This is a genomic window from Lederbergia sp. NSJ-179 (assembly GCF_022867885.1).
Classification (GTDB): Bacteria; Bacillota; Bacilli; order Bacillales; family Bacillaceae_C; genus Lederbergia.
Window position 1 is genome coordinate 67121 of record NZ_JALIFP010000001.1, and the last position, 13339, is coordinate 80459.

Consider the following 13339-nt stretch of genomic DNA (forward strand, 5'->3'; position numbering starts at 1 on the left):
TTTCCTTTATTTTTTAAAAAATCCTTTTATTCCCGATAAAATACCCTTTTTCTTTTTCAAGGGCGGCTGAATGGGCTGCTCCTTTTTTGGAGAAATATAAATGTCTTCTTTATCAATGGCATAGTCATAGGTAAGGACCAGTCCAATATCGGTTACATGCGTACGGTTTGTGACAATGGAAAAGGAAAGATGATTCTTTGTGGCCATGGCTATATAGTCGGATAAATACGTATAATCTAAGTCCCCATTTAACAGTAAGGTTGCTTCAGGATGTTCCTTCATCAATTGTACAACTTCAGGATAGGTCCCTTTCTCCATTACCTGACCCTTTGTCAAGGCTACTACGATTCTTTCTCTTAAGGTACCAAGAAACTTTTTACGCTCTTCGGGTTTTGTTTGCTTTTCCCCGTACATTCCTTTTTCTAAATAATCGTCTATATTTGATCTATCCATGGCAAACACCTCCGCGATACTATATTCGTAAAGATGCTTGACTGTTAATGGGGAGAGGAGAGGGACTGGATTCCGCGCTCTCCCTCTTCCATTAACAATCAGTTTTCATCGGTCGTGACAGGCCACCATGAGAATCCATCTTTTTCTAGTAATTGGTCAGCCTCTTTTGGCCCCATTGTCCCAGAAGCATAATTTGGAAAGTTAGCTTTATGAGCTTCCCATACACGACTAATTTTATCGACAAAGTTCCAAGATAATGCGACCTCGTCCCAATGTGTAAAGTTCGTTGCGTCACCGCGTAAACAGTCATGAAGAAGTTTTTCATAAGCTTCTGGAGTATTGTAACCGGCGATATCATTCGTTGAGAAATCCAATTTCACTGGTGTTGTCTCCATGGATTGACCCGTGTTTTTTGCATTCAAATGCAAGCTGATTCCTTCTTCCGGTTGGATATGAATCACAAGTAGGTTGGGAGCCAATTTTTCATCTGAACTATAATATAGATTCATCGGTACATCTTTAAATTGGATAATGATCTTAGTCGATTTCGTTGTCATCCGTTTACCTGTGCGAATGTAAAAGGGAACACCAGCCCAGCGAAAATTATCAATCATTAGTTTCCCAGCTACAAAAGTGGCTGTATTCGAGTCCGGGTGAACATTCATTTCTTCACGATATCCAAGGGCCGGTTGATCGGTATTTTCACTTGGACCATATTGTCCACGGACAAAATAGTTTTCAACCTCTTCATCCTTCATTGGTTTTAAGGCTCTTAGAACTTTTACTTTTTCGCTTCGGATTTCCTGAGGAGTCAATCGAATAGGCGGTTCCATGGCTAGTAGAGCGACCATTTGCAACATATGATTTTGCACCATATCCCTTAAGGCCCCACTATTTTCATAATACCCGCCACGTTCTTCAACCCCTAACACTTCACTTGAGGTCACTTGAATGTTAGAAATAAAACGATTATTCCAGAGAGGTTCGAAAATGGCATTCGCAAACCGAATGACTTCGATATTTTGGACCATTTCTTTTCCAAGATAATGATCAATCCGGTAAATATCATTTTCATCGAACACACTTCTAATTTGGTTGTTTAACTCTTTGGCAGATTCTAAATCATGCCCAAATGGTTTTTCAATGACAAGTCTATGGAATCCGTCTGTATCCGTTAAACCATCTTTTTTTAGATGCTCCGCAATCGTTCCGAAAAATTCGGGTGCCATCGCAAGATAGAAAATCCGATTGCCCTGTAAGGAATATTTCTGATCGAGATCGCTAGCTAGATCTTTTAGTTTTATGTAAGAGGATGAATCTGATACATCATGTGGTTGATAATAAAAATGAGCAATAAAATCTTCCACATCTTTCGCTTCTGGGATAGAGGAAAGAACAGAATCCTTTACATGTGCTCTTAATATTTCATTCGTCCAAGGTCGTCTGGCAACACCAATAACAGCAAAATGTTCGGCTAGCTTGCCCCTTGTAAAAAGATGATAGAGGGAAGGGTATAGCTTTCTTTTTGCTAAATCACCTGTTGCTCCAAAAATAACGATCAAGGATGCAGGAGTTTCTGATTGAATCATTTTGTTAACCTCGCTTTTCTATAGGGAGTTCCCTATTATTATTTTATCAATTTTGTTCGAAAAACACGAATGTTGAAGCAAGGATTTGCAAATTCCATGAATCCTTGTCCATAATATGGATAATAAACGAAATAAAATAATGATTTGGGGGTCCGGAATGGAACTATTATTTCTAGGAACAGGAGCCGGTGTTCCTGCTAAACATCGCAATGTTTCATCACTTGCATTGATGCTGCTTCAAGAAAGAAATGCTGTTTGGCTTTTCGATTGTGGGGAAGCAACCCAACATCAAATATTGCAAACTTCTTTAAAGCCAGGAAAAATTGAAAAAATTTTTATTTCTCATTTGCATGGCGATCATATTTTTGGTTTGCCCGGCCTATTAGGAAGTCGTTCTTTTCAAGGGGGTTTATCTGAACTAACCGTTTATGGGCCAAAAGGGATTCAGGAATTTATCGAAACCGCGCTTAGGGTGAGCCAAACGCGCCTACGGTATCCTTTAACCATTGTCGAAATAGAAGAAGGGATCATTTTTGAAGATGATCAATTTCTTGTAGAAACCGCGCTTTTAGACCACGGTATTTCGAGTTTCGGTTTTAGAATAACAGAACAGGATAAACCAGGAAAACTTGATTCTGAACAACTGAAGGCGGATGGCATTCAGCCAGGCCCGATCTATAAAAAATTAAAAATGGGTGAAACCGTTGAATTAGATACTGGTAAAATAGTGTCTGGCTTAGATTATTTAGGCCCTGATATAAAGGGCCGGGTAGTAACAATTCTTGGAGATACACGGCCATGTGAAAATGCCCTTAAACTGGCTTCAAAAGCAGACCTATTAATCCATGAAGCCACTTTCGCCGCTGGCAATGAGAAAATGGCTGCTGAATATTTTCACTCGACTACAACACAGGCAGCAACTTTAGCTAAACAGGCAGATGTTCGAGAACTAATACTAAATCATATTAGTTCTCGGTATTTAAAGGCAGAATGGGATCAGCTTGTTGAAGAAGCGAAATCCATTTTCCCTCATACCCAACTGTCCAGAGATTTTTCTCAAATGACGATTGCCCCCCATAAAACATAAGGATGGGTGGGCAATCGCTACTTAATAGACATTTCTTTTAGCGCCAGCCTCTTTCATATTGTGTTGGTGCTTCTAGCTCATGTTTCAGTTCAAGTGCCGCCGTTCGTACCCAGTAAGTGTCGCGCAATAATGCTCGACCTAGGAAGATTAGATCAGCTCGTTCATTTTGCAGAATTTCCTCTGCTTGGACTCCTGTCGTGATAAGCCCTACGGCACCGGTTGGGATTTCAACGGCTTTCCGAATTTGTTCTGAATAGGGAACCTGATAACCCGGATAGAGATGGAGAGTAGCAGGGATGACCCCACCTGAGCTCACATCAATCAAATCAACAGCTTGTTCCTTCATCCACTGGCATATTTGGATATAATCTTCTGGATGAAGTCCGTTAGGCTGATACTCATTAGCGGAAATCCGTACAAAAAGCGGTCCACTCCACACTTGGCGAACAGAGTCGATCGTTTCTCGTAAAAATCGATAACGATTTTCCGCTGACCCTCCATACTCATCTTTTCGTTGATTGGCGAGTGGGGATAAAAATTCATTGATTAAATATCCATGAGCAGCATGAAGTTCAATCACATCAAAGCCAGCTTTTTTGGCTCGGGCTGCAGCCTGTGCGAAAGCCTTGATTGTTGTTTTGATTTCAACCTTTGTCATTTCCTTCGGTGTTTTCATTTCTGTATTAAAGGGGATCGCACTTGGAGCTAAAATGTCCCCATCTAGAACAGCCTTTCTACCAGCATGAGCAAGTTGCACTCCACATGCTGCCCCATGTTTTTTTATCTTTGAAGTTAGACTTTTTAGTCCTGCTATATGTTCATCGCTCCATATTCCTAAATCTTGAGCGCTGATTCTTCCCTCAGGAACGATGGCTGTCGCTTCGACCATAATCAACCCAACTTGACCAACCGCTCGGCTTGTATAATGGATGTCATGCCAGTCGTTGACCATACCATCTTGTTGCTCGCAGGAATACATACACATAGGTGACATCACAATTCTATTTTTTAACCGTACATTTTTAATCTGATAGGGGGTGAATAATTTTATTGACATGTAGACCACTTCCTTTACTCCTTTAAAATATGACTGTGTATCATTATAGCAATTGATGAGAAGGAGGGATAGTGTCAAGCTCATCGGCACCCAAAAGATTATTGATCACTTTGGCTATATAAAGCAGCTAATTTTTCAGATTGGGTGGCTGCTGCTAAAATACAGTCTGTTACTGCTTGTGACACTTCACGCTCTTGTAAAATCTTGAGTCCTGCTTCAGTTGTTCCTCCAGGACTTGTGACATGTTTGCGCAACTCAGCAGCTTCCTTACCACTTTCTTCCAGCATCTTTGCCGCACCAGCAAGCGTTTGAATAATAAGCTGGTGCGCGATTTCTTTTTCCACTCCCATTTTTTCAGCCGTTTTCTCCATTGCCTCCACTATATAATAAAAATAAGCTGGACCGCTTCCCGAAAGACCTGTAATGGCGTCAAGCTGATTTTCCTTTACCACCACTGTGCTCCCAATTGCTGTAAAAATCGTTTGGAGGAGTTGCTGCTGATCAAGGGAAACAAAAGCGTTAAAGGCCAGTGCTGTAGCTGATTTCCCGACACTTGCAGAGGTATTCGGCATTACCCTCGCAATCGCACAATCGGTTTTTAGCTTATGGGCCATATACTCGATGGAAATACCAGCCATAACGGAAACGATAAAGGTTTTCCTTGTAATATATGGTTGCAATTGTTCAAGTACCTCGCCTGCATTCTTGGGTTTTACAGCTAGAATCACCATATCGCTTTGTTGCATGAATTGAGAATAATGATAAGTGGTTTGAATTCCATAAATGTTTTTTAAATTCTCTAATCTCGTTTGAGAGGTTCGGTTCATAACATATAGATCATGTTTGGAACAAATTTGCTTGTTTAATAATCCTGAAAAAATGGCTTCAGCCATTGAACCAGCTCCAACAAAAGCTATTTTCATTTTTATTCTTTCCCTTCTCCCCGTCTAACTCTAGACACCTAGCGCCTTTCCTAAAAAGTTGTACGGCGCTGAACAGGTGTTTACGCATTTGGTTCAAAATAAAAAAATTCCACCCGGTCATGGATGAAAGGGTCTTTTTCTACTAAAAGTTACCTATGATTATGCAAATCATCTGAAAGCTTGTCAAGGAAAAGCTTAAGAAAAATAGAAAGAACCCAACTTATTCCTATTCGAATATAAGGACTTCGTCTATACTATGAAGCAGGGAAAATACGGGGGGATTCACAAAATGCTACATTTAATGGTAGGGATGGGGCTATGAAAAGGAATAAACGACTAGAAGGAAAAACAGTTGTAATTACTGGGGCATCAGGAGGATTAGGGGCGCAGCTTGCCGAGCAATGTGCCCAAAATGGAGCACAGTTATTTTTACTTGCACGTCGCGAAAAGCAACTTACCCAGGTTGCGAATCAACTTAGAAAAAAATACAGCATAGATTGTTCTGTCATGAAATTGGATGTTTCAGATTTGGATAAAATCCCGAGTGTGTTTCAACAAATTTTTCAACAGGCGGAAAAGATCGATGTGTTGGTTAATAATGCTGGCTATGGAACGTTTGCGGAGGCTGGAGAGATAGACATGAAGGACGCAGAAAAAATGTTTGCGGTGAATGTCTTAGGTTTAATCGCGTGTACGAAAGAAGTCATTCCTTTCATGCAGAAGAGGGGACTTGGTCATATTATCAATATCGCCTCGCAAGCGGGAAAATTAGCCACTCCTAAATCGAGTGTCTATGCGGCCACTAAGCATGCAGTGCTCGGGTTTACAAATAGTTTGCGGATGGAGCTGGCAGCCGATGGTATTTTTGTAACAGCCGTGAACCCAGGGCCGATTTGCACTCCATTCTTTCAGAATACAGACCCGACTGGAGCCTATTTAGAAAGATTAGGGAAGGTTGTGCTTGATCCTAAATATGTTGCGGAGAAAGTGATCGGGGCGATGTTAACGTCTAAAAGAGAAATCAATCTACCATGGTGGATGAATGGGGGGCGATTCTTCATACACTGATGCCGAGGATCGTCGAAAAGGTTGGGAAAAAGGCCTTTTTTAAAAAGTAGGGATTGGATAGAGGCTGCCGCCCTTTTTGGTTGGGCAGCTCCTAACTCATCTCAACTTGGAGAATGCTGTGAAAAGCTATAGTTCGTGTAATCTCTGGATTACCTATTTTTAACCATCCTTCCTTAGTATCGATTTTTTTAATCCTTCCGCAAAACGGGACCGGTCCATATTTTTGTGCATAGGTCACGGTAATGGAACGATCTTGTTCGATTGCCACTCTAAGGATACGGTTTATTTCTTGAAGTTGGTCCTCATGAAGGGAAGGCATCTGAAATACCTTCTGATTACGCTGTTCCTGTAATAATTGTTCTCGATGTTCAGGTAACATCATGCGGCTGGATTCCCACCTTAGATTATACCCAACTGTCAATTTATTAGGCCTCATACCCATTCCATCCTTTCTTATAGTTTAGCTCAGACAGCTTTCGAAAAAGTTACTTTTCAATGGTCCGACCATTTAACTGCGATCCAATTAATCTCGAGTTTGGACCAATTACACTTGAGTTTGGACCAATTAAGCTTGTTGTTCGACCGATTACGCTTGAGATTGGACCAATTAAGCTTGTCGTTCGACTGATTCCAATTGAGTTTGGACTGATTCTCCTTGACGTTCGACCGATTCCGCTTGAGTTTGGACTGATTCTCCTTGACGTTCGACCGATTCCACTCGAGTTTGGACTGATTCTCCTTGACGTCCGACCGATTTCGCTCGAGTTTGGACTGATTCTCCTTGACGTTCGACCGATTCCACTCGAGTTTCGACCGATTCGCCTCGTCGTTCGACTATTAAACATCAAGATCGCCATTCCCTCGCAATAATTTGCACTTTCGTTTACAAAATTGTTTGGCGTTGGCAATCCCAGCCCGAATCTGATCCATTGCGTATGAGAAGTCGGTTTCTCATTTATAATGCCCCCCAATTTTTTCGGCTCTATGGAAGGCTTGCCCTGCTTCGCTTAAAGAGGAGGCACGGACAATCGCCGTTGGTCCATATTTGGCATAAACCCAATCCAATGCTTGATGAATCTTTTCTTTTTTAAGTTCAAAATCAAATAAATTTAATTGATAATGCTTGGCCGGTTGTAATTGGGAAAGGGTAACGCCAATACTACGAACGGGTAAACCGTCCCAGTGTTTTTGGAATAGCTGACAGGCAGCATGAAAGATATCCAAATCAAAATGGGTCGGGGAGATTAATTTTAGCTGACGATGAAAGCCGGTAGGAGTATCAAAGTTTGCTCCTCGAGCTCCTACTGAAACAGTGTTTCCTATGTAATGTTTAAAGCGAGCTCGACGGGCCACTTCTTCACTTAGTTCAAGAAGGATGACTTTAATATCTTGCAGGTTTTCATAGTCTTTTGGCAATGTCATATGATGACCAATGGCTTTTTGCTGATCATGTGTGTGGGTGGTTACAGGAGAATAATCGATACCATTGGCTGTCTGCCAAAGGACTTCCCCGTTAATTCCCCATTTTTTCTTTAGGATATCTAAAGGGAAGTTCGCTAAATGACCGATCGTCCGGATGCCCATTCGCTCTAAATGCTGACTCATTCTATTACCAACGCCGAACATTTTTCCAATCGGTAGGGTCCACATTTGTTCCATGTTGCTCAGATCCAAGCGAAATATCCCCTCTTCATTTTTCTTGGCAAAATTGTCACAAGCTATTTTTGCAAGCACTTTGTTTGGACCAATGCCCACTCGAGCATGAATGCCCATTTCGTTCATGATCGTATCGCGAATATTTTGCGCAATCGAAAAAGGGTCTCCAAACAGCCGCCCGCTAGCCGTTACATCTAGAAACTGTTCATCTATCGAATAAGCTTCCACAAGATTGGTGAATCGGTTTAAAATATTGGTAATTTGAAGCGAAACATCTAGATAGAGCTGCATGCGAGGTCGAAGGATGACCGCATGTGGACACAGTTGCTGGGCTTCCCATAGCCGAGAGGCATTTTTCACGCCCCATTTCTTGGCTAATGGGCAAGCGGCAAGCACAACCCCGCTCCGTCGTTCAGGATCTCCGGAGACGATAACTGGCTGATCAGCTAATTCGGGATGAGTTGCTTTTTCAACTGATGCATAGAATGATTGCATATCAACAAGAAAAATAACCTTCTCCTTCATTATTTTCTCACCTCTCCCAAAAAAGGAACATACTTTCTTATATTATATACGAAAATACGTTCCTTTAGTACTGGTAAAATCATACATTCATAGGAATTGGATTTGTGGAAGTGAATGAGGAAGCACGAAGGGATTTAAAACAAAAGAAAAGGTCAGCCAAGAAAAATCTTAGCTGACCTTCCACAAAAAATAATCTCACACGAACCATGGCAATAGACATTACTCTTTCAACACTTTTTCAGCGCGCACACATGAATCAAAGTTGCCTTTATGGGTGCCATCACAAAACGGTTTGCGACTGGATAAGCCACAACGGCATAAGGAAAATACTTTTTTTGTTTCAAATACATTACCATCTGCATCCATTAATTCTACATCACCCATTACACGATAAGAACCATTGTCATTAACTTTAATCTGCACCTTTTTCTCCAAAATATATAAACCCCCTTACATCATGTTCCTATCTAATAGTAGGAGGAATTGGATAAAAGTGCAAGTCCTCCCAAAAAGGAAATACAAGGATGGTCACACTTGCAAACAAAAGCATACATTCCATTACGGGATCAACAATATTCATGCTAAAATAGAAAAAGCATGGTTGACGAAAGGAGCAGGAATTTAAAATGAAGATTGTTATCACTCCTGAAGCAGAAGAACAAATGAGGAAGAAAATCGGCGATGATCATCATATTTTAAGATTAAAATATGAAACCGATGGATGTGGCTGTGCTGTCAGTGGAGTACCAACTTTGCAAATAGTGGATCAAGGGGAACTGGATAGGGAAGAGGATATAAAGGTTGAAACCAATGCAATGGATATTTATATGGAAAAATCAAAATTGGTTTTCTTTGATGAAGAACTGAAAATTGACTTTTCGCCTAAAACGCAAAGCTTACGCTTAATAAGCCCCAACCAAATTTTCAATGGGCGGATGAGCTGCAACAGATAAGAATAATGGTAATAAAAAATCGGACATGGCCAGATGTCCGATTTTTTTACGTATTTAAGTTAGCTTTAACAACTTTTCTTTCAAATCATTTTCCATCGCTACGAGCTCTTGCTCAGCTTGAGCTCGTTTCGTGCGGCCTTCTTGTTGGATTTTAATCGTTTCCTCCAAAGTTGAAATTAAGTTGGATTGGGTTTTTTTCAATGTTTCAATATCGACAAGACCTCGTTCATTTTCACGTGCCGTTTCAATCGTATTTGTTTTTAGCATTTCAGCATTTTTTAAAAGCAAATCATTTGTTGTTTGTGACACTTGTTTTTGCGCTTCGACAGCGTGGCGCTGACGAATAAGCGTTAAAGCGATCGCGATTTGATTTTTCCAAAGTGGAATGGCCGTCATAATCGATGTTTGAATCTTTTCAGCTAAAGCTTGATTCGTATTTTGGATCATTCGAATCTGTGGAGCACTTTGAATCGTAATTTGCCTGCTCAGTTTTAAATCATACAAACGTTTTTCAAGCCTGTCGGCAAATTGAATGAGATCATTGACTTCTTGATAGATCATTTGGTCATTCGTCGCTTCGGCCTTTTTCTTTAATTCAGGGATTGATTTCGTCCGTAATTCCTCAACTTTTAGTTCCCCAGCAGCAATATAAATATTTAAGGCCCGGAAATAATCCTTATTCTTTTCGTATAGCTGTTCCAAAGTTTTTACGTCTTTAATCAACATTTCCTTTGATTGATTTAGCTTAACGGTAATGCGGTCAATCTGTGCACCTGTTTTTTGATATTTAGACATGACTTCTTGAATAGAATTGGAGACTTTCCCAAACATTTTTGAGAAAAAGTTTTTCTTTTCTGGTGTTAGCTCTTCCGGATTAACATCTCTCAGTTTTACCATTAATTCACTTAAAATATCACCGATGGGTCCAATATCTTTACTTTGCACATGATCAAGCATGGAGCTAGAGAAATTTAATAATTGGGATTGAGCATTTGTACCGTAAGCGATGACAGCTTGATAATTTGTTGGGTCAATTTGCTTCGCAAGTTCTAACGCCCGCTTTTTATTTTCCTCTGGAAGGGTATCAACCAGTCTGACAGGCTTTGCGTCTTGCGGTTGTTGAGTTTGTTCAGGTTTCATCAATTCCTCTTCCCCAAACGGATTCGCTAAAAGATCATCTAAGCTGTCAAATTGTAGTTCTGTATCTTTATTTTGTTCGCTCATTGTTTCTTACTCCTTTCGTCTGCGTTGACCGGATTATATTCAAGTTTTTTAAGGGAATGTTTGGCTACATCGAGTTCAAAATTCAAGTCTTCCACATCACGGGAAAGAACATGGTAAATATCCTTTTTGACAGATTCACTCAAATCTTCAAGCGTACTTTGCGTTTCTTTCAGTGAGATATACATTTGTTCATTTTTTACAGGTTGTGAGGCGAGCATCGCATATCGTTCAGAAAGTTCCACAACAGAATCTAAGTGGTAGAAAAAGAAACGCTCCGATTGATAGAACCGACGTGGGTCATTATGAACAATTTGATACATTCGCTTGGTTAATTTATTCAGTTCATATAGTTGTTTGAAGGCGCCCATAGACCGGACAGAGAAAAAAGCCTTTTGGAGTCTGGCCATTTTTGCCTTCGCATCCTGTAAGTTTCTTTGAATATAGGCATATTCTTTTCTTGTCAGTTTGTTTTTCTTCAAAAATTTATGATCAAAAAAGAACTTTACTCCGTAAAAAGTGAGACCGCCGACTAATAAAGAACATAAAGAAGCACTCCAATATGAGAAGTCAAAACCTAAAAACAAGATGATCCATAACATAAATGTTTCAGCGGCTGTGAACACCCCTAATAAAAACGAATAAATAGGTTTCAAGGCTACATCGACTCCTATCGCATACTTTCCTTTATATAAAATACGATTTTGTCTTTAAAAGGTTTCATTATCTATTATAAGGAATAATGAGGACTTTTGAAAGTACAAGAAAATAATTCGAAGAGTTAGAATTACTCGTTAAAAAAGATAGCACAACACTTTTTGAAGGAAAGCTTAAGGATTTTAACAAATTTGCGCCAAGAGAATTGGTCAAAGGGGCATCGGAAACGTTATTTTTCGAAATGACCATGCCGAGCCACTTGGGAAATGAATTTCAAGGCTCCAAAGCCGAGGCAGAAATTATTTTCCTTGGGAGGAACGGATGGAAAAGACAAAATCAAATATGAGGAAAACAGATAAGGAACGGGAGCGACTCATTCTTGAAGCCAAAAAAATGAGATTATCAAAAGACCTAATCAAATCTTTTCTCTGTACAAGACATACATAACTCAGATCATGTGTATTCGTCTATGTCCAATCGCAAAACGTTCAGCGACAGTCATGTCACTGAACGTTATTTTTTCATTTATTCTCCATTTTCCACTTGTTAAATTCAAGGAATTCGCGAAATTCTTGTTTGGATACACCTGATGCCATCGCTTCTCGAACAAGTTCTTCCCAGTCTTCGTCCAACTGTTCTTCGTTCCCATTAGTCGAATGGCCATGCAAAAGCGACTGGACAGAAATATTTAAAACGGAAGCAACTTTTTCCAAGAATTGTATAGATGGATTCGATTGGCTAACTCTGATAAAGACATATTGTTTTGTTTGCGATATTCGCGTATTCGTTCTCCAATCATAGATGTCTTCACCTTCCTTACAATCATAGTATATCATATAACGAAGGTTTGTTTCGTATTTAGAACATAAATAATTGGAAATTATTTTATCCTTTTTTGCTTCATTTTTTGTTACATAGGTACGAAAAAAATCTCTAATTGTTTCGAGTGTCATTCCTGATTCCAATGCCTTTAAAATCAAATCTCCCCACTCATGATCTAAAGGTTTCTTTGATAATCTATTCATTTGTTTATACCCCCAAAAATACTTAATGTATGATTAGGTAACCCAGCTGCCATAGCTATCTATGCAATAGCCTTAGGTCTGTGGCTTTGCGTCTCTGACTTTCGATCAGGTTTGCCTTTTTCTTATGAATCAGCAAAAATAGATGGAATCAGTCATCATGAATCGACCATCATTTTGATGTTTAGACAAAACCAATAATTTAACGATGATTCTTATATCTCGTTTCTTTTGTGACCCATTTTAAATATTCTAATTCCTCTGTATTAAGAGGAGAGGCATTAACAGCACGAGCATTGTCTTTCACTTGCTCAACGGAGCTTGATCCTGTGACAACAGCAGCTACTACCTCATGGGCTAGATTATACTGAAGAGCTATTTCATTCATTGTCCGCCCCGCTTTCAGTAATTTTGCCTGGATACTTTCTAGTAGTTCCTTCACTTCAATAGATGTATAATCTAAATATCCCTCTAGATTGTCCGTATGCAATTTCTCCAACACTTTATCACTAAGTAATCCCTTCGCAACCGAACCCCTTGTCACAATACGAATGTTTTCTTTTTGCATGAAGGAGAATAATTCTTCAGGTCTTCGGTCTAATAGACTATATTGCATCATATTACTAACAATGGATGATTTTTTCGCAAAAGCATGGATCACATTTGGTCTAATCGAAGATAATCCATAATAGCGTATAAAACCCTCCTGTTGTAACTCTTCAAAAGCTTCAATGGTTTCATCCATCGGATCATCAATTGTTCCCCCATGTAACTGATATAAATCAATATAATCCGTTTGCAATCGTTTCAAACTGTCTTTGACCGCCTTCTTAATATAGGCTTTAGAGGGATCCCAGCTCCAACCGTCTTTTTGATTGTTCCAACGATTGCCAACTTTTGTGGCAATAATTACCTGATCTCTTACAGAGGATAAGGTTTTACCAATAATTTCTTCATTCACCCCATAATCATATAAATCTGCGGTATCAAAATAATTTATCCCTTGATCTAAAGCAGCCTTCACAATATTTTCAGCTTTCTCTAAGTTCGTTCCTAAAGACATACATCCAAGTCCCATTCTGGACACCCATAAATCCGAATTCCCTAAACGCCTTTTTTCCATACTAT

The 13339-nt window shown here is 39.7% G+C and carries 15 protein-coding genes, 1 pseudogene and 1 riboswitch; of the genes and pseudogenes, 5 read left to right on the forward strand and 11 right to left on the reverse strand.

Annotation, left to right across the window (positions count from 1 at the left end):
- Positions 1-6: 6 nt before the first annotated feature.
- Both MUB24_RS00375 and zwf read right to left on the reverse strand, forming a co-directional pair.
- Complete coding sequence (locus tag MUB24_RS00375; protein ID WP_244699715.1) at positions 7-453, reverse strand: YueI family protein; 447 nt, start codon at positions 451-453, stop codon at positions 7-9.
- A gap of 98 nt (positions 454-551) precedes the next feature.
- Entirely contained in the window at positions 552-2042 is a 1491-nt protein-coding gene (gene zwf, locus MUB24_RS00380) for a glucose-6-phosphate dehydrogenase (protein ID WP_244699717.1), read from the reverse strand.
- 157 nt (positions 2043-2199) lie between these two features.
- On the opposite strand from zwf, the gene rnz reads away from it, so the two are divergent.
- Entirely contained in the window at positions 2200-3129 is a 930-nt protein-coding gene (gene rnz, locus MUB24_RS00385) for a ribonuclease Z (protein WP_244699720.1), read from the forward strand.
- Between the two features lie 37 nt (positions 3130-3166).
- Here the strand turns inward: rnz and namA are convergent, their stop codons facing one another.
- Positions 3167-4186, reverse strand: a complete 1020-nt coding sequence (gene namA, locus MUB24_RS00390) for an NADPH dehydrogenase NamA (RefSeq protein ID WP_244699723.1) — start codon at positions 4184-4186, stop codon at positions 3167-3169.
- A gap of 98 nt (positions 4187-4284) precedes the next feature.
- Positions 4285-5109, reverse strand: a complete 825-nt coding sequence (gene proC, locus MUB24_RS00395; protein WP_244699726.1) for a pyrroline-5-carboxylate reductase — start codon at positions 5107-5109, stop codon at positions 4285-4287.
- Positions 5110-5427: 318 nt separating this feature from the next.
- Between proC and MUB24_RS00400 the strand changes: the two genes are divergently transcribed.
- Positions 5428-6177, forward strand: a complete 750-nt coding sequence (locus tag MUB24_RS00400) for an SDR family NAD(P)-dependent oxidoreductase (protein ID WP_313898412.1) — start codon at positions 5428-5430, stop codon at positions 6175-6177.
- A gap of 91 nt (positions 6178-6268) precedes the next feature.
- Here the strand turns inward: MUB24_RS00400 and MUB24_RS00405 are convergent, their stop codons facing one another.
- Entirely contained in the window at positions 6269-6613 is a 345-nt protein-coding gene (locus MUB24_RS00405; protein WP_244699729.1) for a YolD-like family protein, read from the reverse strand.
- 59 nt (positions 6614-6672) lie between these two features.
- Between MUB24_RS00405 and MUB24_RS00410 the strand changes: the two genes are divergently transcribed.
- On the forward strand, positions 6673-7047 hold the full coding sequence (locus MUB24_RS00410; protein ID WP_244699731.1) for a hypothetical protein: 375 nt from the start codon (positions 6673-6675) through the stop codon (positions 7045-7047).
- Positions 7048-7128: 81 nt separating this feature from the next.
- Here MUB24_RS00410 and MUB24_RS00415 read toward each other — a convergent pair whose 3' ends face one another.
- Together MUB24_RS00415 and MUB24_RS00420 are read right to left on the reverse strand one after the other, a co-directional pair.
- Positions 7129-8358 (reverse strand): DNA polymerase IV, encoded by a 1230-nt coding sequence (locus tag MUB24_RS00415; RefSeq protein WP_244699734.1) that lies wholly within the window; start codon positions 8356-8358, stop codon positions 7129-7131.
- A gap of 219 nt (positions 8359-8577) precedes the next feature.
- Positions 8578-8793: a CDGSH iron-sulfur domain-containing protein gene (locus tag MUB24_RS00420; protein ID WP_280516808.1), complete on the reverse strand. Its 216-nt coding sequence runs from the start codon at positions 8791-8793 to the stop codon at positions 8578-8580.
- Positions 8794-8984: 191 nt separating this feature from the next.
- Between MUB24_RS00420 and MUB24_RS00425 the strand changes: the two genes are divergently transcribed.
- Positions 8985-9311, forward strand: coding sequence for an iron-sulfur cluster biosynthesis family protein (locus MUB24_RS00425; protein WP_244699737.1), 327 nt, complete (start codon positions 8985-8987; stop codon positions 9309-9311).
- A 54-nt stretch (positions 9312-9365) separates the two neighbouring features.
- On the opposite strand, the gene MUB24_RS00430 is transcribed toward MUB24_RS00425, so the two are convergent.
- The gene (locus MUB24_RS00430) at positions 9366-10535 is read right to left on the reverse strand and encodes a toxic anion resistance protein (RefSeq protein ID WP_244699740.1); all 1170 of its coding nucleotides are present in this window, start codon (positions 10533-10535) and stop codon (positions 9366-9368) included.
- Complete coding sequence (locus tag MUB24_RS00435; protein WP_244699743.1) at positions 10532-11188, reverse strand: 5-bromo-4-chloroindolyl phosphate hydrolysis family protein; 657 nt, start codon at positions 11186-11188, stop codon at positions 10532-10534. Before MUB24_RS00435 ends, MUB24_RS00430 begins: the two co-directional genes overlap by 4 nt.
- Positions 11189-11510: 322 nt before the next feature.
- Here MUB24_RS00435 and MUB24_RS23135 point away from each other — a divergent pair, with 322 nt between their 5' ends.
- On the forward strand, positions 11511-11636 hold the full coding sequence (locus tag MUB24_RS23135) for a hypothetical protein (RefSeq protein ID WP_280516809.1): 126 nt from the start codon (positions 11511-11513) through the stop codon (positions 11634-11636).
- Positions 11637-11710: 74 nt separating this feature from the next.
- Here the strand turns inward: MUB24_RS23135 and MUB24_RS00440 are convergent.
- Both MUB24_RS00440 and MUB24_RS00445 read right to left on the reverse strand, forming a co-directional pair.
- A pseudogene (locus MUB24_RS00440) lies at positions 11711-11988 on the reverse strand (helix-turn-helix domain-containing protein).
- Positions 11989-12247: 259 nt separating this feature from the next.
- Positions 12248-12340: riboswitch (cyclic di-GMP riboswitch) on the reverse strand.
- A 73-nt stretch (positions 12341-12413) separates the two neighbouring features.
- Entirely contained in the window at positions 12414-13334 is a 921-nt protein-coding gene (locus MUB24_RS00445) for an aldo/keto reductase (protein ID WP_244699746.1), read from the reverse strand.
- Positions 13335-13339 lie beyond the last annotated feature (5 nt).

Bases quoted from the DNA above. Each gene is read 5' to 3' on its own strand.
- MUB24_RS00375 (WP_244699715.1), bottom strand. From the start codon at position 453: ATGGATAGATCAAATATAGACGATTATTTAGAAAAAGGAATGTACGGG.
- zwf (WP_244699717.1), bottom strand. From the start codon at position 2,042: ATGATTCAATCAGAAACTCCTGCATCCTTGATCGTTATTTTTGGAGCA.
- rnz (WP_244699720.1), top strand. From the start codon at position 2,200: ATGGAACTATTATTTCTAGGAACAGGAGCCGGTGTTCCTGCTAAACAT.
- namA (WP_244699723.1), bottom strand. From the start codon at position 4,186: ATGTCAATAAAATTATTCACCCCCTATCAGATTAAAAATGTACGGTTA.
- proC (WP_244699726.1), bottom strand. From the start codon at position 5,109: ATGAAAATAGCTTTTGTTGGAGCTGGTTCAATGGCTGAAGCCATTTTT.
- MUB24_RS00400 (WP_313898412.1), top strand. From the start codon at position 5,428: ATGAAAAGGAATAAACGACTAGAAGGAAAAACAGTTGTAATTACTGGG.
- MUB24_RS00405 (WP_244699729.1), bottom strand. From the start codon at position 6,613: ATGAGGCCTAATAAATTGACAGTTGGGTATAATCTAAGGTGGGAATCC.
- MUB24_RS00410 (WP_244699731.1), top strand. From the start codon at position 6,673: ATGGTCCGACCATTTAACTGCGATCCAATTAATCTCGAGTTTGGACCA.
- MUB24_RS00415 (WP_244699734.1), bottom strand. From the start codon at position 8,358: ATGAAGGAGAAGGTTATTTTTCTTGTTGATATGCAATCATTCTATGCA.
- MUB24_RS00425 (WP_244699737.1), top strand. From the start codon at position 8,985: ATGAAGATTGTTATCACTCCTGAAGCAGAAGAACAAATGAGGAAGAAA.
- MUB24_RS00430 (WP_244699740.1), bottom strand. From the start codon at position 10,535: ATGAGCGAACAAAATAAAGATACAGAACTACAATTTGACAGCTTAGAT.
- MUB24_RS23135 (WP_280516809.1), top strand. From the start codon at position 11,511: ATGGAAAAGACAAAATCAAATATGAGGAAAACAGATAAGGAACGGGAG.
- MUB24_RS00445 (WP_244699746.1), bottom strand. From the start codon at position 13,334: ATGGAAAAAAGGCGTTTAGGGAATTCGGATTTATGGGTGTCCAGAATG.